The following is a 22,952-nucleotide window of genomic DNA, read 5'->3' on the forward strand; positions in this document are numbered from 1 at the left end:
TAATGAGGAATGGCCTTAAATGGGGGAGCAATTAACAGACCAAGTTTTAGTTGATCGTGTTTTGAACGGAGATAAAAATGCGTTTAATTTGCTTGTCGTTCGTTATCAAAACAAGCTAGCTCATTTGGTCTCTCGTTATGTTTTACCTTCGGAAGTTCCCGATGTTGTGCAAGAAACTTTTATTAAGGCTTATCGTTCGTTAAGTCTATTTAAAGGTGAAAGTATTTTTTATACTTGGTTGTATCGTATAGCCGTAAATACAGCTAAAAATTATTTAGTTTCTCAAGGTCGAAGACCACCATCTTCGGACATTGACGCAAGTGAAGCAGAAACTTATGAAGGTGCAGACTCGTTAAGAGATTTTGATAATCCGGAAAGTTTAGTGCTTTCGAAAGAAGTTGAAAAAGTTGTATTTGAAGCTATTGAGGCATTACCTGATGATTTAAGAACCGCTATCACACTACGTGAGATCGATGGATTAAGTTACGAGGAAATAGCCGAAATCATGGATACACCTGTTGGAACAGTAAGATCACGTATTTTTAGAGCGCGTGATGCTATTGATGAAAAAATAAAGCCACTTATTAGTGGTTAACCTAAAATCGTTATAAGTAGTCATAAATTTAAGGTATCTACTATGCAAATAGAACAGAAACAGCAACTTTCATCACTCATGGATGGTGAGTTTTCAGATGATCGTGTCATTGATGCAGTATCAAATGATGAAAGTTTGCAATCTTGCTGGCACCGCTATCACATTGTAAGAGAAGCAATGCGTGGAGAACTGCACAGTAGTACATTAACTTTAGATCTTTCCGATCAAATTGCCCAAGCTATTGCGAATGAAGATTTATATACGCCTTTAGCTGAGCAACCTGATCAACATGAAGTGTCATTACCAAAACCTGAAAATCTATTTTGGATTCGTACCAAAGATTTGCTGGGAAAAGTAAGCCAAGTAGCTTTAGCTGCTTGTGTCACATTAGCAATTATTGCTGGTGTTCAGTATCATCAGGGTAAATCAGATGATACTAATGGCATTCCTCTATTAAATACTGTGCCTATGGGAGTAAATGTTGCGCCAGTAGGTGGCATTAAACAGCAAAATGATCAACAGTTACTTGATAAAAGGCAATATGATAAAATTAGGTTATTAGTTCAAGATTATGAATTACAAAAAAGGTTAAATGCCCAATAAATTATAATGAAACTGATAATTGATATCATAAATTCAATCTCTAAACAGAGTAAAAATTGTATTATTACTCTGTTTTTTATGTTGTGCTCGTTTTCATCATTTGCCACCCAAACTGAGCAAGCTTTAAAACTATTAAATAAAATGAGTGATGCGGTTCAAACCCGTAGCTATCAAATTCATTTCCTTTCGCAAGATAGAGATGATTATGTTAATACCTTCCAATACACCCATTTAGGTGCATCAAAAAAAGAGGATGTTAACGCTCATTTGCTCTATCTTGAAGGCCCTGCAAAAGAGATCATATTACACAACAATATCACAAGTTATTTTCAACCTGATAGCGCTTCGTTTTCAATCAATAGCCCTCGCATAACTGAAGCTTTTCCTGATGTCATTTATAATAATTTTGATGAACTAGTAAGCACTTATGATTTTATCTTATTAGGAAAAACCCGAACGGCAAACAGAAGTGCTCAATTGGTGAAAATGATCGCCAAAGATAAAGATCGTTACAGCTATGTTATTTGGATCGATGACGAAAACTTTTTACCTATTCGAATTGATCTGCTTGATCTTGATAGTGAAATTATTAATCAATTTAAGGTAATTGATTGGGATGAAAACTTTGATCAAAAAGCCTTTAAAAAATATATTGAAGGTCATACTTATCCAATTTTATTATCGATTGAAACACAGAATCACGTACTTGATGCATGGCGTTTAGCTTGGTTGCCAAAAGGATTTAAAGAAGTTGCAGCTTACAGTGTTAATTTTTATAATTCCGATATCGCCACTAAGTTGTTTTCTGATGGTGTGTTTTCCTTTACTGTCAATGTCTCGTCAGAACAAGCCAGCCAACTTAATCAACTTATCCAACAAGGTGGACGGACTATTTTTTCAACCAATGTAGGTAATAAAAACATTATTATTATCGGCAATCTTCCCCAAAATACAGTTGAACGAATTGCACAAAATATTGTTGAGAAACCAAAGGAAACATCTCGATAACACTATGCTTAGTGACTATTAAAGTGTAAAATGTCCATTTTCTATTTTCGTGATTATCTAAATTGTTATTTTAAGCATTAACATTTCAGATGGTTAACAGTATATAACTAAAACACAAATTATAACTTATTGATATGAATAAAAATATCCGCAATTTTTCAATTATTGCTCATATTGACCATGGCAAATCTACACTTTCTGATCGAATTATCCAAATTTGTGGCGGGCTTTCAGATCGTGAAATGGAAGCACAAGTTCTTGACTCAATGGATCTCGAACGTGAACGTGGTATCACAATTAAAGCACAGAGTGTTACATTAGATTACCATGCTAAAAATGGTGAAACATATCAGCTTAATTTTATCGATACACCAGGACATGTTGACTTTTCTTACGAGGTATCTCGTTCGCTAGCTGCTTGTGAAGGTGCTTTATTGGTTGTTGATGCCGGACAAGGTGTCGAAGCGCAAACGCTAGCCAATTGTTACACTGCGTTAGATATGGATCTTGAAGTTGTCCCAGTTCTTAACAAAATTGACTTGCCAGCTGCGGAGCCAGAGCGTGTTGCCGAAGAGATCGAAGACATTGTCGGCATTGATGCAAGTAATGCGGTAAGATGTTCTGCTAAAACAGGGGTTGGGGTTGTTGATGTGCTAGAGCAACTTGTTAATGACATACCAGCGCCTGAAGGTGATTCAAATGCGCCATTACAAGCGTTAATTATTGATTCATGGTTCGATAACTATTTAGGTGTTGTGTCTTTAATTCGTATTAAAAATGGCGAATTACATAAAGGCGATAAGATCAAAGTGATGAGTACCGGCATGACTTATAATGTCGACAGGTTAGGTATTTTCACGCCGAAACAAGTTGATAAAACATGTTTACATTGTGGCGAAGTTGGCTGGGTAGTGTGTGCGATTAAAGATATTTTAGGTGCACCAGTCGGTGATACATTAACCTCTGCAAAAGCGCCTGCGGAAAAACCATTACCGGGTTTTAAAAAGGTTAAACCACAAGTTTACGCGGGTTTATTCCCAACCAGTTCTGATGATTATGAAGCTTTCCGTGATGCCTTAGGTAAATTGAGTTTAAATGATGCCTCATTGTTTTATGAACCAGAAAACTCAGGGGCATTAGGATTTGGTTTCCGTTGTGGTTTTCTTGGATTATTACACATGGAAATCATTCAAGAACGTTTAGAACGTGAATATAATCTTGACCTTATTACAACTGCGCCTACGGTTGTTTATGAAGTGTTAACAACCTCGAACGAAGTTATTTATGTCGACAGTCCGGCAAAACTTCCTGCGGTAAATAATATTCAAGAATTGCGTGAACCGATTGCAGAGTGTAATATTTTAGTTCCCCAAACTTATTTGGGTAACGTGATTACTTTATGTGTTGAAAAACGCGGTGTTCAGACCAATATGGTTTATCATGGTAATCAAGTTGCCTTAACCTATGAAATTCCAATGACTGAAGTTGTGCTGGATTTCTTTGATAAGTTAAAATCAACTTCAAGAGGTTATGCCTCATTAGATTATAGCTTTAAGCGCTTCCAGGATGCTGACATGGTCAGATTAGATGTTCTCATTAATGGTGAGCGTGTTGATGCACTAGCTTTAATTACGCATAAAGATAATGCACCTTATCGTGGACGTGAACTTGTTGAAAAAATGAAAGATCTTATTCCACGTCAACAATTTGACATCGCAATTCAGGCGGCTATTGGAAATCATATAATTGCACGTTCAACCGTAAAACAACTACGCAAAAACGTGTTAGCCAAATGTTATGGTGGTGACGTTAGTCGTAAGAAGAAACTTTTACAGAAGCAAAAAGAAGGTAAAAAGCGCATGAAACAAGTCGGTAATGTTGAGTTACCACAAGAGGCCTTTTTAGCTATTTTGCATGTAGGAAAAGATTAATCAGTTAAAGAGGAAACAAAATGGCTGGATCATTTGCCATCATATTGACATTAGCGACATTAATTACCGGCATCTTTTGGTTTCTGGAAAAATTTAAATGGAAACCAGCAAGACAACGTAAAGTTGAAGAAGTTCGCCAACAGCACAACGGCGATATTGACGGAAAAATTCTTGCTGAAGTAGGTAAACCAAAAGGCTGGATAGAAAGCTTGGCATCGTTTTTCCCGGTTTTATTTGTGGTATTTGTAATTCGTTCATTTTTATTTGAACCTTTTCAAATTCCGTCTGGATCAATGATGCAAACACTATTAGTAGGTGATTTTATTGCAGTGCAAAAATACTCATATGGTTTAAAAGATCCAATCACCAATACAGTAATCATACCAACAGGTCATCCAAAACGTGGTGATGTTGCGGTATTTAAACATCCTAGTATTCCACAAATGGATCTTATTAAACGAGTTGTTGGTATGCCGGGCGATAAAATTGTTTATCTGATTAAAGAGAAGAAAATCTTGATTTATCCGGCCTGTCAAACCAGTGATACTCATTGTGTCGGGCATCAAGCTGAACCACTTAATCTGCACTATACTGAGCTAAAACCAAGTAACTGGAAAGAAGTGCATCAAAAAGGTATATCAAGCCCTATTTTTTACACATTAGAACAGTTTGCCAATAAGGGTATTGTTGATTCGACAACGACAATGGTACTTGATGTTAATATACAGCAAGAGACTTTGGGTGATAAGCCTCACGATATTTTAACTACTCAAGGTATTGAAGAAGATCCTCGCTATTTTTATCATCAAAATGGTCAGCCTGAAGCGACTTGGGTTGTTCCTAAAGGACACTATTTTATGATGGGTGATAATCGTGATAATAGCGGTGATAGCCGTTATTTCGGTTTTGTTCCGGAAGGAAACTTTGTAGGGCGGGCAACTGCAATTTGGGTCAGTTTTGAAAAACAACCAGATGAATGGCCGACAGGTATTCGATTCAGCCGTATTGGTGGAATACATTAATTATCATAGTTATGAAAAAATTAAGTCAAATACAACAATCAATTGGTTATCAATTTAAAAACTTATCCTATCTTGAATTAGCACTTACTCATCGAAGTGCTAATAAGTTACATAATGAGCGTTTAGAATTCCTAGGGGATTCTATCCTTAGTTTTGTCATTGCCGACGAACTTTATCACCGCTTTATACAACAAGATGAAGGTGATTTAAGTCAAATGCGAGCAAGTTTAGTTTGTGGCCAAACGTTAGCTGAAATCGGCAAAGATTTTAAATTAGGCGATTATCTCATTTTAGGTCAAGGTGAACTGAAAAGTGGTGGATACCGCCGTGAATCGATCATTTCCGATGCGGTAGAGGCAATTATTGGCGCTATCTACTTAGATAGTGATATTGAAACTATCCGCCAGTTAATTTTATCCTGGTATCAATCTCGCTTAAACGAAATTAAACCCGGTATCAGACAAAAAGATGCTAAAACACGTTTACAAGAGCATTTACAGGGGATTCGCCATGAGAGACCTTGTTACTTAATTCTCGAAGTGACAGGCGATAATCATGAACAAGAGTTTTTAATACAATGTAAAATTGAAAACGATGATCATCAATATTTAGGGCGTGGCTTAAGCCGTCGTAAGGCGGAGCAGGCCGCAGCTCAAGAAGCATTAGATCAATTAGGTATAAAATGACAAATACAATACAACATTGTGGATTTGTTGCCATTGTTGGCCGACCAAATGTAGGCAAATCAACACTTTTAAACCAATTACTTGGCCAAAAAGTCTCAATTACATCACGCAAAGCCCAAACCACACGTCATCGCATCGTTGGTATTGATACTCAAGGCGATGATCAAATCATCTATATTGATACTCCCGGTTTACATATCGAGGAAAAAAGAGCAATTAACCGCTTAATGAATCGTGCTGCTAGTAGCTCGATTGGTGATGTTGAATTAGTTATCTTTGTTGTTGAAGGTACACACTGGACTGACGATGATGAAATGGTTGCCAATAAGCTTAAAGGTTGTAAAGCTCCGGTATTATTGGTCATTAATAAAATCGATAATGTCGCCGATAAAACTCAGCTTTTACCGCATATTGAAGCAATCAGCCAGAAAGTTAACTTTCTTGATGTGATACCTATTAGCGCCGAAAAAGGTGAAGGTGTTGACATTATTAAAGATATTGTCAAAAAACATTTACCGGAAGGGGAGCACCATTTCCCGGAAGATTATATTACTGATCGCTCACAACGTTTTATGGCATCAGAAATCATTCGTGAAAAACTCATGCGCTTTTTAGGCGATGAGCTACCTTATTCAGTGACTGTTGAAATTGAACAATTCAAAGTTGATGAGCGTAATGGAATGTATCGCATCAATGGATTAATTTTAGTTGAACGAGACGGCCAAAAGAAAATGGTTATCGGCAACAAAGGTGAAAAAATTAAAAAAATCGGCATTGAAGCGCGTAAAGATATGCAATCATTTTTTGATAACAAAGTTCATTTAGAGCTTTGGGTAAAAGTTAAAGCCGGCTGGGCAGATGATGAGCGAGCTTTACGAAGTTTAGGTTATAGTGATGACTAATCACAAATCCTTTTCAACTTATAATCGGGCATCAATAATGCCCGATTATTTTATAAATTAGCCCGCCAAATCAACATCCCTGACTTGATTTAATATTAAATTGTTTGCCCTTTATCGATTTTATAGCCTAAATTAACACTGGTTTTAACTTGCTTTCCATCTAATTTTTGAAGTAACAGCTCTATGGCTACTTTACCCATTTCAAAACGTGGTGTGATAACCGTGGCGACTTTTTGACTATTAGCTCGTCCAACCTCTAAACCATGAAACCCGGCAATGGCGATTTGTGCCGGAACAGGAATGCTATAATTTTGGCACTCTAACAGCACCCCTACAGCGATATCATCATTAGTACATAAAACACCGTCCATATCAGGGTAGAGTTGTACCGCTTGATAAAATAAGCTTTTACCTAAATCAATCGATGAGATTTGATCCGGCACAATTTGGTGAGGTTTTAATCCTGACTGTTTCATTGCTCGTTGATAACCTTGATAACGTTGCGTATCACGAGCATTGTCAACCGAATTGAAATAGATAATATTTTTTTTACCCGATGCAATCATCTCCCTTGTCATATCAAATGCAGCTTGCTCATTATCAAAACCCACTTGAATATCAAAGTAATCTTTGCTGATATCCATTAGTTCAATTACCGGTATATTGGCTGCTTTTAAATATTCGAATGTCGTATCGGTATGCGCTTTTTCCATTAGTACTAAGGCATCAATATTATAAGATAGTAAATTGATGATCTTTTCTTCTTCAAGCTGTTTATCATAATTATAGTTGGTAATAATAGTTTGATAATTATTGGCTGAGGCAATTGATTCTATACCAGCCAGTACCTCTAAAAAGATTTGATTTTTAAAAGAAGGAATAACAATGCCTATGCAATGACTACGAGAGCCTAACATAATTTGTGGTGCTAGATTTGGAATATAATGAATATCTTTTAAAACTTGGGCAATTTTTTGCTTATTTTTATCGGAAACCTGATCTGGATTTCTAAAATAGCGGCTCACCGTCATTTTAGTTACGCCCGTTAAATCAGCGATATCTTGTAAACTAATGCGTTTATCTTTCATACTTTATGATGTAATGTAAGAAAAGAATTTAGTTAGAATTGAAGCATTTTACCAGTAAAAGAAGAAAATCAATAACATTAGTTGTTTTAAGTCAGATTGAAAAATGTTGATTTGGTAGGCTAATTTATAAAATAATCAGGCATTATTTATGCCTGATAGTAAGTTAGATAGTGTTTGTGATTCGTCATCACTATAACCTAAACTTGGTAAAGCTCACTCATCATCTGCCCAGCCGGCTTTAACTTTTATCTAAAAGTAAAAACAATAACCTTTACCTTCTTATGTCAAAATAGTCGCTATTCGTTTTTAGGCGCTTTTACGCTAGCCATGAGTATTACAGATAACACTAAAGCCATACCCATAAAAATATAAGAAGCTCCCGCACTACCGGTAACTGCATTGATTACACCCACTAACCAAGCTCCAATAAATGCCCCTAGTGCACCAAAACTGTTTATCAAACCGATTGAAACGCCGGAGACATTAGCAGGCAAAAGCTCCGGAATTAATGCGAAAAATGGTCCGTATGGGGCATACATACAACCTGCGGCAAGAGATAATAAGATAAAGCAGATCCAAAAATGTTCTGAGCCAAGTACATAGGAAGTAAAAAAGGCAATTGTGGCAATCAATAATAATGGCCAAACAAATAATTTGCGGTTTTGAAGTTTATCTGAGAAAAAAGAGACAATTATCATCATTGCTATCGCAACAAAGTAAGGAATAGCGGCAAACCAACCTACTGAAACAATATCAACATTACCTGCCGATTTTATAATTGAAGGCATCCACATCATAAAACCATAAACACCTATACTCCACAAGGCATGTACTGCACAAAGTTTGATAACATTGGCTGAACGAAAAGCCTCGCCATAATTGCGCATAGGTTTAATATTTTGTTGTTCTTTATCCATCACGGCTTTGAAGTCGGCTTTTTCTTTCGCGGTAAGCCAAGTTACTTCTGAAGGATTATCTCTTACTAAAACCCACCAGATAAAAGCCCATAATACGGCAGGCAAACCCTCGATAATAAACATCTCACGCCAACCATAAAGGTCGATCAGGTGAGCTGAGACAATGGACATCCATAACACGGTGACCGGATTACCTAAAACTAAAAAGGTGTTGGCTTTAGAACGTTCTGCTTTGGTAAACCATGTACTAATATAAATAAGCATCGATGGCATCACAGCAGCTTCTACAACACCCAAAACAAACCGAATAATCATGAGTGAGGCAATATTGCTTACCATTCCGGTTAAAGCGGCGCACAGTCCCCATAAAATTAAACAAACAAAAATAAGTTTTCTTACACTTTTCTTTACTGCATAAATCGATCCGGGGACTTGAAAAAAAAAGTAGCCTAAAAAGAATAAAGCTCCAATTAATGATGAAGTCCCTTTTGTTATTCCCAGATCATCATTGATCCCAGCCGCGGCTGCAAAGCCATAATTTGCCCGATCCAAATAGGCTAAACTATAAGTGATAAAAATGATCGGGATCAAACGCCACCAACGAGAAGGCGCAAGTTTATTTGTGGTATTCATATGTATTCTCATTACGAAATTTTAGTAAATATTAAAGAGGTAATGTATTTAGCCATTTAACCGTTTTAACGATGAATCAAATGACATTACCGTCAAACATCGTCAAACTGCAGCTAACATACCGCCATCGACGTAAAGAATATGTCCATTGACAAAATTTGATGCAGCCGAAGATAAAAATACCGTCGCACCGATCAACTCTTCAGGTTTACCCCAACGCGCGGCAGGAGTTCGTTGACACAACCATTTGGTAAATGCTTTATCTTCAACAAGTGCTTTACACATTTCAGTGTCGAAATAACCAGGACCGATACCATTGACTTGTATGTTATAGCGAGCAAGTTCGACGCACATTCCTTTCACTAACATTTTTACTGCGCCTTTAGACGCGGCATAAGGGGTTATCGTGTCTCGACCTAGCTCACTTTGCATCGAGCATATATGAATGATTTTGCCTTGTTTGCGACTTACCATATACTTAGCCACTTGTTGCGATACTAAAAAGACTGCTTTTTGGTTTACATTAATTACCGCATCCCAATCAGCTTCCGGAAATTCTGTGAAAGGGTGTCGACGTTGGATGCCGGCATTATTGATTAAGATATCAATTGGGCCGATCTCTTTTTCAATATGCTCGATAGCTTGGGTGACTGAATTTAAATTGGTTACATCAAATCCTATACCGATAGCATCAATACCTTGCTTGTTTAAATGATTGGCGGCTTGTTCTGCTCTTTCTTGTGTTATATCGTTAATAATGATACTGGCACCATATTGCCCCAACCCCTTAGCTAACAAATTACCAATACCTTGTGCTGAACCAGTGATTAAAGCACGTTTACCTTTGAGTTCGAATAATGACTGCATTGTTTTCTCCTTTTTAAATAAAATAATGTTATGCGTAACAGTTACGCATAACATTATGCTGAAAAATTCAAAAAAGAAAGAGACGCAAGTCACACTTTATATGAAAATATGAATTTTGTGATCCAAGTCAAATATTACCGAACTAATGTTTTTTTAGGATTTTTTTTGGTAAGTTTGTACTAAACATCTATCCCTGTTTTATATATAATAGCCACTCATTAAATTGGATGTAGAATATCAACTCGGAGCTTTCTCATGCAGCAGTTTCGTCCTATCCGTCGAGCTTTATTAAGCGTGTCTGATAAAACTGGCATCATCGAATTTGCCAAAGCACTATCAGAACGAAATGTCGAACTTCTCTCAACTGGCGGTACCGCTAAATTATTAATTGAACATCATATCCCTGTCACTGAAGTTTCGGATTATACGGGATTTGCTGAAATGATGGATGGGCGTGTAAAAACCTTACATCCCAAAATTCATGGTGGAATTTTAGGACGGCGTGGCATTGATGATGAGATAATGGCTAAACACCATATTGAGCCTATTGATATGGTTGTTGTTAATTTATATCCATTTGCCCAAACGGTTGCCAAGCCAAACTGCACATTGGAAGAAGCTGTTGAAAATATCGATATAGGTGGACCAACTATGGTTCGTTCTGCTGCGAAAAATCATAAAGATGTCGCAATAGTGGTCGATTACCATGATTATGCAGATATCATTAATATCATGGATGAGCAGCAAAATGCACTTCCCTTTCAATACCGATTTAATTTGGCGATTAAGGCCTTTGAGCATACTGCCAAATATGATGGAATGATTGCTAACTATTTTGGGCAATTAGTGCCACCTTATTATGGACAAACCGATAAGCCGTCTGGCGAATTTCCACGCACGTTAAATCTTCAATTTATTAAAAAACAAGATATGCGTTACGGTGAGAATGCCCATCAGCAAGCAGCCTTTTATATTGAAGAAAATGCCGCTCCAGCGTCAATTGCGAAGGCTAAGCAGTTGCAAGGTAAAGCCTTATCTTATAACAATATCGCCGACACAGACGCAGCCCTTGAATGTGTAAAATCATTTCAAGACCCTGCCTGCGTTATTGTCAAACATGCAAACCCTTGCGGTGTTGCAGTCCGTGATAATATTTTAGATGCTTACTTAAATGCTTTTAAAACCGACCCGACTTCTGCTTTTGGTGGCATTATTGCCTTTAACCGCCCGTTAGATGCCAAAACTGCAAAAACCATTATAGATAATCAATTTGTTGAAGTCATCATCGCCCCTTCAATTGATCAAGATGCACTGGCCATTACTGAAACTAAAAAAAATGTACGTGTGCTTGAAAGTGGTGAGTGGTCACACTCTTTTGACACGAGTTTGGATTTTAAACGTGTGAATGGTGGGCTTTTAGTTCAGGAGCGTGATTTTGGGATGGTTACTGAAGATAATTTAACGGTAGTAACCAAACGTAAGCCGACGGATAAAGAGCTAGCTGATGCGTTATTTTGTTGGAAAGTGGCGAAATTTGTGAAATCGAATGCGATTGTTTATGCCAAAGATAATATGACCATTGGCATAGGCGCTGGTCAAATGAGTCGTGTTTATTCCGCTAAAATTGCTGGGATAAAGGCGCAAGATGAAAATCTTGAAGTTGCAGGTTGTGTGGTAGCATCTGATGCATTTTTTCCATTCAGAGATGGTATAGATGCCGCTGCTAAAGTTGGGGTAACTTGTGTCATTCAACCAGGTGGCTCTATTCGTGATGAAGAGGTCATTCAAGCCGCAAATGAGCATAATATTGCGATGATATTTACCAATATGCGTCATTTTCGCCATTGATTTTTGTATTAAGAGTTATTTGAGAACATGTTAAAGGATTGGGTATGAAAGTATTAATTATTGGTAATGGTGGTCGTGAGCATGCTTTAGCATGGAAAGCGGCACAGTCACCCTTGGTAACAAAAGTTTTTGTCGCACCGGGTAATGCAGGTACAGCACTTGAGCCTAATTTAGAAAATATTAATATTAAAGCAAATGATATTAGTGGATTACTTAATTTTGCCCAGCAACAGCAAATTGATCTAACCATAGTAGGGCCAGAAGTCCCATTGGTTCTTGGCGTGGTTGATAGTTTTCAAAAAGCCGGATTAAAAATTTTTGGACCAACTAAATCGGCAGCTCAGCTTGAAGGCTCTAAAGCTTTTACGAAAGATTTTTTAGCTCGTCATCACATACCAACTGCTGAATATCAAAATTTTACTGAAATTGATCCTGCTCTTGCCTATATCCGTGACAAAGGCGCCCCAATTGTGATTAAAGCCGACGGGTTGGCGGCTGGTAAAGGGGTTATTGTTGCCATGACCCTTGAAGAAGCGGAAGATGCCGTACTTGACATGCTAGCGGGTAATGCATTTGGTGATGCCGGTCATCGAGTAGTGATTGAAGAGTTTTTAGAGGGTGAAGAAGCCAGTTTTATTGTCATGGTTGACGGCAAGCATGTCGAGCCAATGGCAACAAGCCAAGATCATAAGCGAGTCGGTGACGGTGATACGGGTCTAAATACTGGTGGTATGGGCGCTTACTCTCCAGCGCCTGTTGTGACAGATGAAGTATTTACTAAAGTCATGGAACAAATTATCTATCCAACTGTAAATGGCATGGCTCAAGAAGGCAATGTTTATGTTGGCTTTTTGTATGCAGGCTTAATGATTGATAAACAGGGTAATCCAAAAGTGATTGAATTTAATTGTCGCTTTGGTGATCCCGAAACCCAACCCATTATGATGCGCATGCAGTCAGACTTGATTGAACTCTGTTTGGCGGCGATAAATGGTAAATTAAATACAGTTAAATCCAATTGGGATCGAAGACCTGCATTAGGCGTGGTTATGGCTGCCGGTGGTTACCCGGGTGAATATAACACCCAAGATACAATCATTGGTTTACCTAACGAATCGACACCTGATTGTAAAGTGTTCCATGCGGGTACCAGTTTTGAAAAAGGGCATGTGTTAACCAACGGTGGTCGTGTGCTTTGTGTTACCGCTTTAGGAAATACAGTATTGGAAGCTCAACAATGTGCTTATCAACAAGTTGATAAAATCCATTGGCATGGCTGTTTTTATCGTCATGATATAGGTTATCGAGCCATTGAGCGAGAAAATAACACTAAATAGATATGTAAACAAGAACTTGATTTATATCGGTTTTTTACCGGCTTAAAAGTGCCGAATTATATTCGTTTATGTTTTTAATCATTCATATTTTTTGATATGACTCAACCAACATGAATTACGGTTGTACAATGAAAAATTATGATTAATAACATTAGGCAGTTTACTAATAATAGCTTGTGAAAAACCGTCTTATCAAAAAATCGTCCAATTCACTTATGATGAGTTTAACCCAACGGGTCACAAAGCTTTCTGTATGAAAGCGGATAACATTTCCTTATCAATGTACTCCTATACGATAAAGCGCTAAGAAAAAGGGGCAGTGGATGAAACATATAAAGCTGCTAAGAATCGTTGACAAAAAATAATCAATTTCAAGAATATTAAAAAATATAATTAATCATTCAATTTTGTTTAGCAAGGTAAATTATATCGATAAAGATTCGTCGTCAAAAGCAATGTTTATTTTAAGTTACATGACTCTATGTTATGCTACCGACTATATATGATCACTGGATATTGCATATGATAAACGATCCATTTTATGAACGAGAAGCGAAAAAGTATGACTCTCCAATAGCTAGCCGCGAATTAATATTAGATTACCTAACCAAAGAAGCCAAGCCTGCTAATTTAGAAAAAATTGCCCAAGCAGTCTCTATTAAAAATCAAGAACAAAAAGAAGCGCTACATCGACGCTTGCGTGCAATGGAACGAGACGGTCAAGTTGTATTTACGCGCCGTAAATGTTATGCACTTCCCGAAAAATTAGATATGGTCAAAGGTAAGGTGATTGCACACCGTGATGGTTTTGGTTTTTTACGTGTTGAAGGAAAACCCGAAGATTATTTTTTATCGCCTGAACAGATGAAAAAAGTCTTACAAGGCGATGTGATTTTAGCTCAGCCTCTGGGTAATCAATATCGAGGGAAAACAGAAGCACGAGTCGTTCGGATACTTGAACCACGAACCAATCAGATAGTTGGACGTTATTTTATTGAACAAGGCGTTGGGTTTGTGGTGCCCGATGACAGCCGTTTAAATTTTGATATTTTAATTGCAGGCAAACCCGATCGCACCGTTCGTATGGGGGCAGTGGTTGTTGTCGAGTTACAACAACGTCCGGAACGTGGTAAAAAAGCTGTCGGAATAATAAAAGAAGTACTGGGTGAAATCATGGGAACAAATTTAGCAATCGATATTGCATTGCGAAATCATGAAATCCCTTATGAATTACCTAAAGCGGTAGTAAAGGAGGTCAATAAATTTAAGGATCAGGTGCCGGAAAGTGCCAAAAAAGGTCGGCAGGATCTGAGAAATTTACCTTTAGTTACCATAGACGGCGAGGACGCTCGTGATTTTGATGATGCAGTATATTGTCAAAAAAATCGTGGTGGCGGGTATCGCTTGTGGGTGGCGATAGCTGATGTGAGTTATTACGTCAGACCAGGCAAAGCTATCGATAAAGAAGCGTGTTTGCGTGGTACATCTGTTTATTTTCCTTCTCGTGTTGTCCCTATGTTGCCGGAGGAGTTATCTAATGGACTTTGTTCATTAAATCCTCAAGTTGATCGGTTATGTTTAGTTTGTGAAATGACGGTATCAAATAGAGGGCGTTTGACGAGCTACCAATTTTATGAAGCGGTGATGAATTCACATGCACGATTAACTTACACAAAAGTAGCTAAAATATTAGAAGGCGATACTGAGTTACGCCAACATTACCAAGATTTAGTCCCTCATCTGGAAAATCTAAATGGCTTATATAAGGTATTAGATAAGGCAAGAATTGCACGTGGAGCAATCGGTTTTGAATCACAGGAACCAAAATTTATATTTAATGCAGATAAAAGAATCGAGAGTATTGAATTTGCTGAGCGCAATGATGCGCATAAGATCATTGAAGAGTGTATGATTTTAGCGAATGTCGCGGCTGCAAAATTTGTGATTAGTGCTCAAGTTCCGGCTCTGTTTCGTGTTCATGACCGACCAGATGAAGACCGAATAAACAACTTACGCAGTATTTTAAGTGAGCTGGGTCTAAGCCTTAATGGTGGCGCAACACCAACACCGAAAGATATTGCTCAGTTAATGGTTGCTGTCGAAGCAAGGCCGGATCACGAAATGTTACAAACGGTCATTTTACGGTCAATGAAACAAGCAATTTATGATCCTGAAAATCGTGGACATTTTGGCTTAGCGCTACAAGAGTATGCCCATTTTACTTCACCAATTCGTCGCTATCCTGATTTATTATTACATCGTACAATCAAATGGATTTTGGCAAATGAAAAACACAAAACCAGTAAAACTGGTGGGCATTGTTACACTACCAGTGAAATGCTCTATTTTGGTGAACACTGTTCGATGACTGAGCGCCGAGCAGATGAAGCCGTTCGAGATGTAGTTGATTGGTTAAAATGTGATTATATGCAAGATCATGTTGGTGAGGTATTTAACGGCACCATTTCCAGTGTGGTGAATTTTGGTTTCTTTGTTCGTCTTGATGATTTATTCATTGACGGGCTTGTGCATGTTTCTTCCTTAGAAAATGATTACTATTTTTATGATGCAGCCCGAAATCGGTTAATCGGCGAAAATACCCGTTTTAGTTATCGTTTAGGCGATAAGGTACAAGTCAAAGTCGATAATGTGAATCCTGAAGAGCGCAAAATTGATTTTTCTTTGGTTGGCAGTAATAATAAGCCAAAACGCCAAGGCAAAACGGCTAAAGATAAATCCAAACAAACTGACAAAAGCAAGGACATTGATTTACCGGTAAAACGCAAAAGTAGAAAAGCGAGTACTAAAAAAACGAGTACCAAAAATAGTGCCGGCGAAGCAAAGAAAACCAATAGTAAAGCTAAAAATAAAAAACGGACTAAGTCAAAATCGAGTATCAAAAAACAAAAGAGTAAAAAATAGATGAGTGAAACAGTATATGGTATCCATGCCATTGAAGCATTATTAACACGAGCACCAGAAAGAATTATTGAAGTATATATTACTAAAGGGCGTGATGATAAACGCTTAAATGGGTTGGTACACGAGTTGGAACAGCTCGGTTTGACCATTAAAATCGCCAATCGCCAATGGTTAGATGAAAAATCGAACAATGGTGTGCATCAAGGAATTTTGGCAATGGTTAAACCAAGCCGCCGTTATCAAGAAAATGATATTCCTTTACTTATGGATAAGCAGCCTAATGCGGTGATTCTAATTTTAGATGGCGTAACTGATCCACATAATCTAGGTGCTTGTATTCGTACAGCTGATGCTGCTGGTGTTGATTTTATTATTGTACCGAAAGATCGTTCTGCACCACTGAATTCTACCGCTCAAAAAGTTGCCTGTGGCGCTGCGGAAAGTGTTCCGGTGGTACGAGTCACCAACTTAGCCCGCACTATGCGTATGTTACAAGATGAATATCAAGTATGGATAGTTGGAACGGCCGGTGAAGCGCAAAGCACGCTATATCAAACAGACTTTTTTAAAAATGCAACTTCACTGGCTTTAGTTATGGGGGCAGAAGGTGAAGGTATGCGTCGCTTAACTAAAGAGCATTGTGATGAGTTAGTGAGTATTCCAATGGCTGGCATAGTGTCATCGCTTAATGTGTCAGTTGCAACAGGTGTTTGCTTATTTGAGATTGTTCGCCAGAAAAACCGCTAACAAGGAAGGTTATATGCTAGGATTGCTTAAAAAATTATTCATACGGAAAAAAGTTCAGCCCTTAACCGGGCGTGATCTTAACGGGCGTAATAATGTAGGTTATCCTACTATGCAGATTTCTCGTGAGATTGATAAGTTAGTTAAACCGAAATTTAAATCAATTAAGCCCGTTATTGATATGTATAAAGATACCCTGTTTTTTAAATGGATACCGAGTGTAATTAACGATAAATTATCTGATGAACAATTAGCACAACTGTCCGGGCGAAATTTACAAATGGTTTATCTGTTACTATTCCGTGATATGCTTCGCTATCTTGCTGAATTTGTAAAAATTAGAAACGTTCCTGATAACTGGCCAGACCTTTTTGCCCAAGAAGTTCTTAATTGCTGCAATATGCTAAGTGATGAAGATGATAAAGATGTTGCCAAAAAACAGGCGCTATTTGCCTGCCCTGAGCGATACTCAATTGATAACCCTATTGATGAAAATAATCATGAAAATACTATCATTCCAAATTGGACAGAGCCGTTAGCTAAATTAATTATGCTGCCACCGGATATGATTTATAAGTGTCATCGTTCATTATTGGTTGCTATTAAGCGTCGCAAAAAGCGCTAACGTTAAAGGTTGATTAGGTTGAAGCCACAAGATCGATGCACTTAATCAATTTCGTTAGCGTAATTTACTCCCTCCCGAAATAACATTATTTATTACCAACAATTTTGCAATTTATCTTTGCAAAAATACCAACTAGGTAAGCAAATTCATCTCACTTATACTTAAATTAAGAAGTAAATAGGTGAGAAGTTTATGCGAAGTAGAACCATTGAATTATTTAAAAAATTCATTTCAGTCGACTACCCATTAACCATTGAAATGCTTACAGAAGAGTTTCAAATTAGCGCTCGAACTATTCGTAATGAAATTCAAGAAATTAATGAGTTCTTATCCCAAAGACATTTCACTTTAATCACCACTGTGCGTAATAAAGGATTTATTATCCATGCCGATCAAGATCAAAAACACCTTATCCAACATGCATTACTTGGCTTGCCCACATCAGCCGTTTTGAGCAAAGATGAGCGCCAATTTGATTTGTTATTGTCAATTGCTTTTGCGAAAACGCCCGTTATTTTAAGCCATAAAGAAGCAGTCTATTTTGTTTCAAAAAGTGTGTTAGATGAAGATATTCGTAAAATCAGAGCACGATTAAAAAAATATGATATTGAATTAATTAGCCAACCTAAACAAGGGATGCAATTTGTCGGATTAGAGCGCTCGATTCGCTTAATGATGTATGAAGCTATTAACCAATTTGCCGCAAATTTAGAGCTAGATAAGCCTCTACATGAACTTAGTTCGATACAACAACATTTGTTTAATTATATTCCTCAATTATTGATTGATAACTTATTGCAGTTAGCACACCGAACTATCAGTCAGATACATGATGAAATTTATGTTCAACAAATTGTTATTTTTACCGCTATTTGGATTGTTCGTAATCAGCATCAACATCATCTGACAATGGTCAGATCTGATTTTAATAATAACGAACAGGGACAAATAGCTAACTTTATTCATTTGGTGTGCAAGCATTTCGCATTGCAGGTAAATTGGCAAGAGCGCCAATATATCATTTACATGCTGGAGGCATTTAATACTAAGGATATTAATAACTATGTCGAATGGCTCAATGCACAGTTATTAGCGATTAAATTGGTTAATTATGTTGAAGAAAAAACGCAAATCCCATTTTCGACCAAACAAGAACAGTTATATGAAAACCTTTGCAAGCACTTAGCCGGGTTGATTGCCAGAGTGAGTAATAATATTCATATTATTAATCCATTGCTCGATAGTATTAAACAAAATTACGGTGAAATTCATGCAGCTATTACCACTTTTATGCATGAGCTTGAAACAAAACTTAGCCATAAGATTTCTGATGATGAAATCGCTTTTTTGACAATTCATTTTTCAACCTTTGCCAGCGCCATTAATCAAGATCGCAGTTACTATTTTAAAGCTGTGGTGTTGTGTTGTCATGGTATAGCAACTTCTAATCTACTTGCACAGACACTCAAAGAGTTTTTTAGTATAGATGTTTTAGCGATTTTGGGTCGCAATGATTTAAATTTATTGGATCAGCTTGATTTTGATTTAATATTTTCTACTTTCCCTTTGCAGCATTTTGCTCATCCGGTTTTAGTGTTAGAACCCATATTAAAAGAAAAAAATCATCCAATCATTAAAGACTTTTTAACTAAACATCGTGCTAATCGGCGTATCAATCACCTAACAGATGCAACGGATCTGTTCTATTCACTTGTTAATTTAATTAAAGAAAGTGGCGGTATTGTGTCCGAGCCTATCTATAACCAACTTGAAAAGTGTTTAGCGCTTAATAATCTTAAAATCAATAAAAGGAAAATCCAGCCTATGTTGAAAGATATTCTTACTGATGATGACATTTTATTACATCAAGACTGCCATGATTGGCGAAAGGCTATCCAAATCGCTGCTGAACCACTATTAAACAAACAGTTTATTTTACCTTCTTACGTCGATGCCATGATCACATCGGTTGAACAATATGGCCCTTATATTGTGATTGGTAAAAATTTAGCCCTAGCGCATGCTCGCCCTGAAGACGGGGTAAACCAATTAGGTCTGAGCGTAGTGACGATGCGTCAACCGGTTGATTTTGGTAATGATGATATGGGACCAGTGAAAATTATATTTTGTTTAGCCGCTATCGATTCGTTTTCTCATCTCAACATTATGCGCAGTTTGATTGAATTAATTAATGATGAACAAAAACTGGAGCACTTAACCAAATGTCAAAGCATAACGCAATTTAAGTCAATTTTATTTAATGAAGCAAAATCGGATTGAATAGTTAAATCCGAAGGAGAATAGAACATGAGTAATTTAACCATTTTATTTGTATGTGGTGCAGGGTTAGGCAGTAGTTTTGCTGCACAAATGGCAACCGAAGATGTATTAAAAGCAAAAGGTATCGAAGCCAAGTTAGATCACACCGATATTTCATCTGCGGCCTCAACCAAGGCCGATATTATCATCACAGCTGAAAATTTCCGCCCTCAGTTTGCTAAATTCAATATCAGTGAACAAACCGCAGTGGTCTATCTTAAAAATATAGTATCAAAAGCGGAAATTGATGAGAAGTTAAGTCCAGTATTGCAACAAAAGGGATTGCTTTAAATCCACAAAAAGGAGACTACCATGAATGTGATTAACTTTATTATCGACAATATTTTAACTCAAGCTTCGATAACCATTAGCTTAATTGCTATGTTTGGATTGATTTTACAACGTAAATCCATTGGACAAATTATTTCCGGCTCACTGAAAACCTTATTGGGTTTTCAAGTACTCAATGCCGGATCCAGTATCATTGTGGGAAGCTTGACCTATTTTGGGCATATCTTTACCGCTGGCTTTGATATGCAAGGCATCATTCCCTCGATTGAAGCAATTAACGGGCAAGCAATGAATCAGTTAGGATTAGGTCGTGATATTGCTCTAACGTTTTTGATGATCTTTATCTTCAATATTCTTATTGCTCGTTTTACCCGTTGGAAATACATTTTTTTAACTGGGCAGGCCATTTTATGGATGGCAACAATGACAACGGTATTTGGTAGTTTTGCCGGACTGTCCGGAATAACACTAATTTTGGTTGGCGGGTTTATTGGTGCACTTTTTGCTGTATTTATGCCTGCCATTGCCCAACCCATTATTCGTAAAGTGACCGGATCCAATGACATTGCATTAGGGCACTTTTGTACAATTGGCTATTTATTCGAGGCTGGCGTAGCTTATCTGGTAGGGGAGCGAGGTGAAAACAAGCGTTCTATTGAAGATATGAAGTTGCCTAAATCATTTGAATTTTTGCAAGATACTTATTTATCCGTCATGGTGGTTATGATCCCGCTTTATATTATTACCGCTCTTTTCGCTGGTGAAGCGTATGCTTCAACCTTATCCGGTAGTCAAAATTACGTCATTTACGCCTTTACCCAAGCGATAATATTTGTCGTTGGAATCTATGTGTTACTTGCTGGCGTGAGGTTATTACTCGGTGAAATTGTGCCGGCATTTAGAGGTATCGCAATGAAAGTTGTACCGAATGCAATTCCGGCGCTTGATTGCCCGGTATTTTTCCCTTATAGCCCAAATGCGGTGATTTTAGGTTTTATTACCACATCTATAGGTACCGTAATTGCCATGTTAACGCTACCTGCCTTTGGTCTGGCGATGATTTTACCGGGAATGTTAACCAACTTTTTTGCCGGCGGTACAGCAGGGATCTTTGGTAATGCAATTGGTGGTCGCCGTGGTGCGCTTATCGGCGGTATTGCGCATGGGATATTTATTACTTTGCTGCCTGCTATGCTTGTTACTATCTTTAATCAAATGGGGTTTATCAATGCAACGGCAACCGATGTCGATACCGTCACCGTGGCACTGCTTTATGCATGGATATTAAGCCCGATATTGAAGCACTTTTAGTTTAGGAGTTTGACATGTTTAACTTTTTTAAAAAAAAGGCACCTAAAACAAATCTCGCTCCCGATTTAGAGGTTAAAAGCAGTCTGACAGCACAGCAAATTGAACAGATTGAGCTAGAGATTAACCCATTATTGGCGCAGATCGAAAAGACCGATGATTTGCTGATATTAGCCTCATCATGTGAACAAATCGGCTTGCTTTATCATCAATTAAATCATATTGATTTGGCTATTGAGTATTTAGAAAAGAGCCAACAGCATAAGAAATCAATTGGCGAGGGTTATAAAACATTAATGAATTTGTATAACGCTAAGCGAGCTTATGCCGCTCAGTATGGCTCATTGGCTGATATCGATATTTGGATGAATAAAATGGATGCTATGCGCAATATTGCTAAACAGATGACTATTCAACGAGATTAAAGGAAATAATTATGTACACCACACTTAAAGATGTAACTTTATTAGCCCAAAAATTAAATTTCACTGTTGGTGCGTTTAATACGCATAATTTAGAAATGTTACCTGCGATGTTACGGGCGGCAAAAGAGGTTGGCGCACCAATTATCATCCAAACAAGCGTTGATACCGCAAGGTATATTGGCTTTAAAGTTTTAGTCAATGCCGTAAAAGCTATTGCCGATGAAGAGATAGTCGATGCAGTATTACACCTCGATCATGCTAAAAATTTTGATGATATAAAGCAGGCGATTGATAGCGGATTTACTTCTGTCATGTTTGACGGATCTTCGCTACCATTTAAAGAAAACATTTTAAAAACCCGCGCGGTGGTGGAATATGCGCATGCTCATGGCGTATCAGTTGAAGGAGAATTAGGGACAATCGGCGGAACAGAGGAAGGCGTTCATGTTGATGCTAACGATAAAGTTTATACCAAACCTGAAGATGCACTGGCATTTGTAAAAGCAACGGGGATTGATGCTTTAGCCATTGCTATAGGTACCAATCATGGGCAATTTAAGTCAAAAACTGAGGTAAATATCCCGTTATTGAAAGAAATTCATGCTAAGGTTGATATTCCTTTAGTCATTCACGGCGGAACAGGGGTCAAAGAGGAGGATTATCCGGAACTGATTAATAACGGTATACGTAAATTTAATGTTGGCACAGAGTTATTAGTTAACTGGACACAAGTTGCAAAAGATAAATTTTCCCAGACTGAAATTAATCAATCATTACGCCATAATATTATTCCAGCTAATGAGGCGGTTAAAGAGATAGTGAAGCATAAAATGCGTTTATTTCTCAATACCAATAATTGTGTAAACTAAGTGAGCGTGAGT

Annotated in this window: 20 protein-coding genes; 17 read left to right on the forward strand and 3 right to left on the reverse strand. The window is 37.5% G+C overall.

Features of this window, described 5'->3' with window-relative positions:
* Positions 1 to 19 precede the first annotated feature (19 nt).
* From rpoE to era, 7 genes are all read left to right on the forward strand, one after another.
* On the forward strand, positions 20 to 595 hold the full coding sequence (gene rpoE, locus J3U74_RS01690) for an RNA polymerase sigma factor RpoE (RefSeq protein ID WP_220217852.1): 576 nt from the start codon (positions 20 to 22) through the stop codon (positions 593 to 595).
* A 42-nt stretch (positions 596 to 637) separates the two neighbouring features.
* Positions 638 to 1,198, forward strand: a complete 561-nt coding sequence (locus J3U74_RS01695) for an RseA family anti-sigma factor (protein ID WP_220217851.1) — start codon at positions 638 to 640, stop codon at positions 1,196 to 1,198.
* Positions 1,199 to 1,204: 6 nt separating this feature from the next.
* Positions 1,205 to 2,206 carry a MucB/RseB C-terminal domain-containing protein gene (locus tag J3U74_RS01700; protein ID WP_267329763.1) on the forward strand — a complete coding sequence of 334 codons (1,002 nt, stop codon included), beginning with the start codon at positions 1,205 to 1,207 and terminating at the stop codon, positions 2,204 to 2,206.
* 134 nt (positions 2,207 to 2,340) lie between these two features.
* On the forward strand, positions 2,341 to 4,137 hold the full coding sequence (lepA, locus tag J3U74_RS01705; protein WP_220217849.1) for a translation elongation factor 4: 1,797 nt from the start codon (positions 2,341 to 2,343) through the stop codon (positions 4,135 to 4,137).
* 20 nt (positions 4,138 to 4,157) lie between these two features.
* A complete protein-coding gene (gene lepB / locus J3U74_RS01710) occupies positions 4,158 to 5,159 on the forward strand; it encodes a signal peptidase I (RefSeq protein ID WP_267329764.1) in 1,002 nt (333 codons plus the stop codon).
* 11 nt (positions 5,160 to 5,170) lie between these two features.
* Positions 5,171 to 5,845: a ribonuclease III gene (gene rnc, locus J3U74_RS01715; protein ID WP_220217847.1), complete on the forward strand. Its 675-nt coding sequence runs from the start codon at positions 5,171 to 5,173 to the stop codon at positions 5,843 to 5,845.
* Positions 5,842 to 6,747, forward strand: coding sequence for a GTPase Era (gene era / locus J3U74_RS01720; protein ID WP_220217846.1), 906 nt, complete (start codon positions 5,842 to 5,844; stop codon positions 6,745 to 6,747). Before rnc ends, era begins: the two co-directional genes overlap by 4 nt.
* Positions 6,748 to 6,842: 95 nt before the next feature.
* Here era and idnR read toward each other — a convergent pair whose 3' ends face one another.
* From idnR to idnO, 3 genes are all read right to left on the reverse strand, one after another.
* Entirely contained in the window at positions 6,843 to 7,835 is a 993-nt protein-coding gene (gene idnR, locus J3U74_RS01725) for a DNA-binding transcriptional regulator IdnR (protein ID WP_220217845.1), read from the reverse strand.
* Positions 7,836 to 8,131: 296 nt separating this feature from the next.
* Positions 8,132 to 9,385: an MFS transporter gene (locus J3U74_RS01730; RefSeq protein WP_267329765.1), complete on the reverse strand. Its 1,254-nt coding sequence runs from the start codon at positions 9,383 to 9,385 to the stop codon at positions 8,132 to 8,134.
* A 102-nt stretch (positions 9,386 to 9,487) separates the two neighbouring features.
* Entirely contained in the window at positions 9,488 to 10,252 is a 765-nt protein-coding gene (idnO, locus tag J3U74_RS01735; protein ID WP_267329766.1) for a gluconate 5-dehydrogenase, read from the reverse strand.
* Between the two features lie 255 nt (positions 10,253 to 10,507).
* Between idnO and purH the strand changes: the two genes are divergently transcribed.
* The 10 genes from purH (at position 10,508) to J3U74_RS01785 (ending at position 22,940) form a co-directional block, all read left to right on the forward strand.
* The gene (purH, locus tag J3U74_RS01740) at positions 10,508 to 12,100 is read left to right on the forward strand and encodes a bifunctional phosphoribosylaminoimidazolecarboxamide formyltransferase/IMP cyclohydrolase (protein ID WP_267329767.1); all 1,593 of its coding nucleotides are present in this window, start codon (positions 10,508 to 10,510) and stop codon (positions 12,098 to 12,100) included.
* Positions 12,101 to 12,144: 44 nt separating this feature from the next.
* Positions 12,145 to 13,437 (forward strand): phosphoribosylamine--glycine ligase, encoded by a 1,293-nt coding sequence (gene purD / locus J3U74_RS01745; protein ID WP_267329768.1) that lies wholly within the window; start codon positions 12,145 to 12,147, stop codon positions 13,435 to 13,437.
* 522 nt (positions 13,438 to 13,959) lie between these two features.
* Positions 13,960 to 16,359, forward strand: a complete 2,400-nt coding sequence (gene rnr / locus J3U74_RS01750) for a ribonuclease R (protein WP_267329769.1) — start codon at positions 13,960 to 13,962, stop codon at positions 16,357 to 16,359.
* On the forward strand, positions 16,360 to 17,106 hold the full coding sequence (gene rlmB / locus J3U74_RS01755; RefSeq protein WP_220217839.1) for a 23S rRNA (guanosine(2251)-2'-O)-methyltransferase RlmB: 747 nt from the start codon (positions 16,360 to 16,362) through the stop codon (positions 17,104 to 17,106).
* A gap of 13 nt (positions 17,107 to 17,119) precedes the next feature.
* Positions 17,120 to 17,728, forward strand: a complete 609-nt coding sequence (locus tag J3U74_RS01760; protein ID WP_267329770.1) for a hypothetical protein — start codon at positions 17,120 to 17,122, stop codon at positions 17,726 to 17,728.
* A 192-nt stretch (positions 17,729 to 17,920) separates the two neighbouring features.
* The gene (locus tag J3U74_RS01765; RefSeq protein ID WP_267329771.1) at positions 17,921 to 20,008 is read left to right on the forward strand and encodes a BglG family transcription antiterminator; all 2,088 of its coding nucleotides are present in this window, start codon (positions 17,921 to 17,923) and stop codon (positions 20,006 to 20,008) included.
* 27 nt (positions 20,009 to 20,035) lie between these two features.
* Positions 20,036 to 20,338 carry a PTS sugar transporter subunit IIB gene (locus tag J3U74_RS01770; RefSeq protein WP_220217836.1) on the forward strand — a complete coding sequence of 101 codons (303 nt, stop codon included), beginning with the start codon at positions 20,036 to 20,038 and terminating at the stop codon, positions 20,336 to 20,338.
* Between the two features lie 21 nt (positions 20,339 to 20,359).
* Entirely contained in the window at positions 20,360 to 21,649 is a 1,290-nt protein-coding gene (locus J3U74_RS01775; RefSeq protein ID WP_267329772.1) for a PTS sugar transporter subunit IIC, read from the forward strand.
* A 14-nt stretch (positions 21,650 to 21,663) separates the two neighbouring features.
* Positions 21,664 to 22,071 carry a hypothetical protein gene (locus J3U74_RS01780; protein WP_267329773.1) on the forward strand — a complete coding sequence of 136 codons (408 nt, stop codon included), beginning with the start codon at positions 21,664 to 21,666 and terminating at the stop codon, positions 22,069 to 22,071.
* An 11-nt stretch (positions 22,072 to 22,082) separates the two neighbouring features.
* A complete protein-coding gene (locus J3U74_RS01785; RefSeq protein ID WP_220217833.1) occupies positions 22,083 to 22,940 on the forward strand; it encodes a class II fructose-bisphosphate aldolase in 858 nt (285 codons plus the stop codon).
* Positions 22,941 to 22,952: the final 12 nt, after the last annotated feature.

It is taken from the genome of Gilliamella sp. B3892, from assembly GCF_026536305.1.
Lineage (GTDB): Bacteria > Pseudomonadota > Gammaproteobacteria > Enterobacterales > Orbaceae > Gilliamella.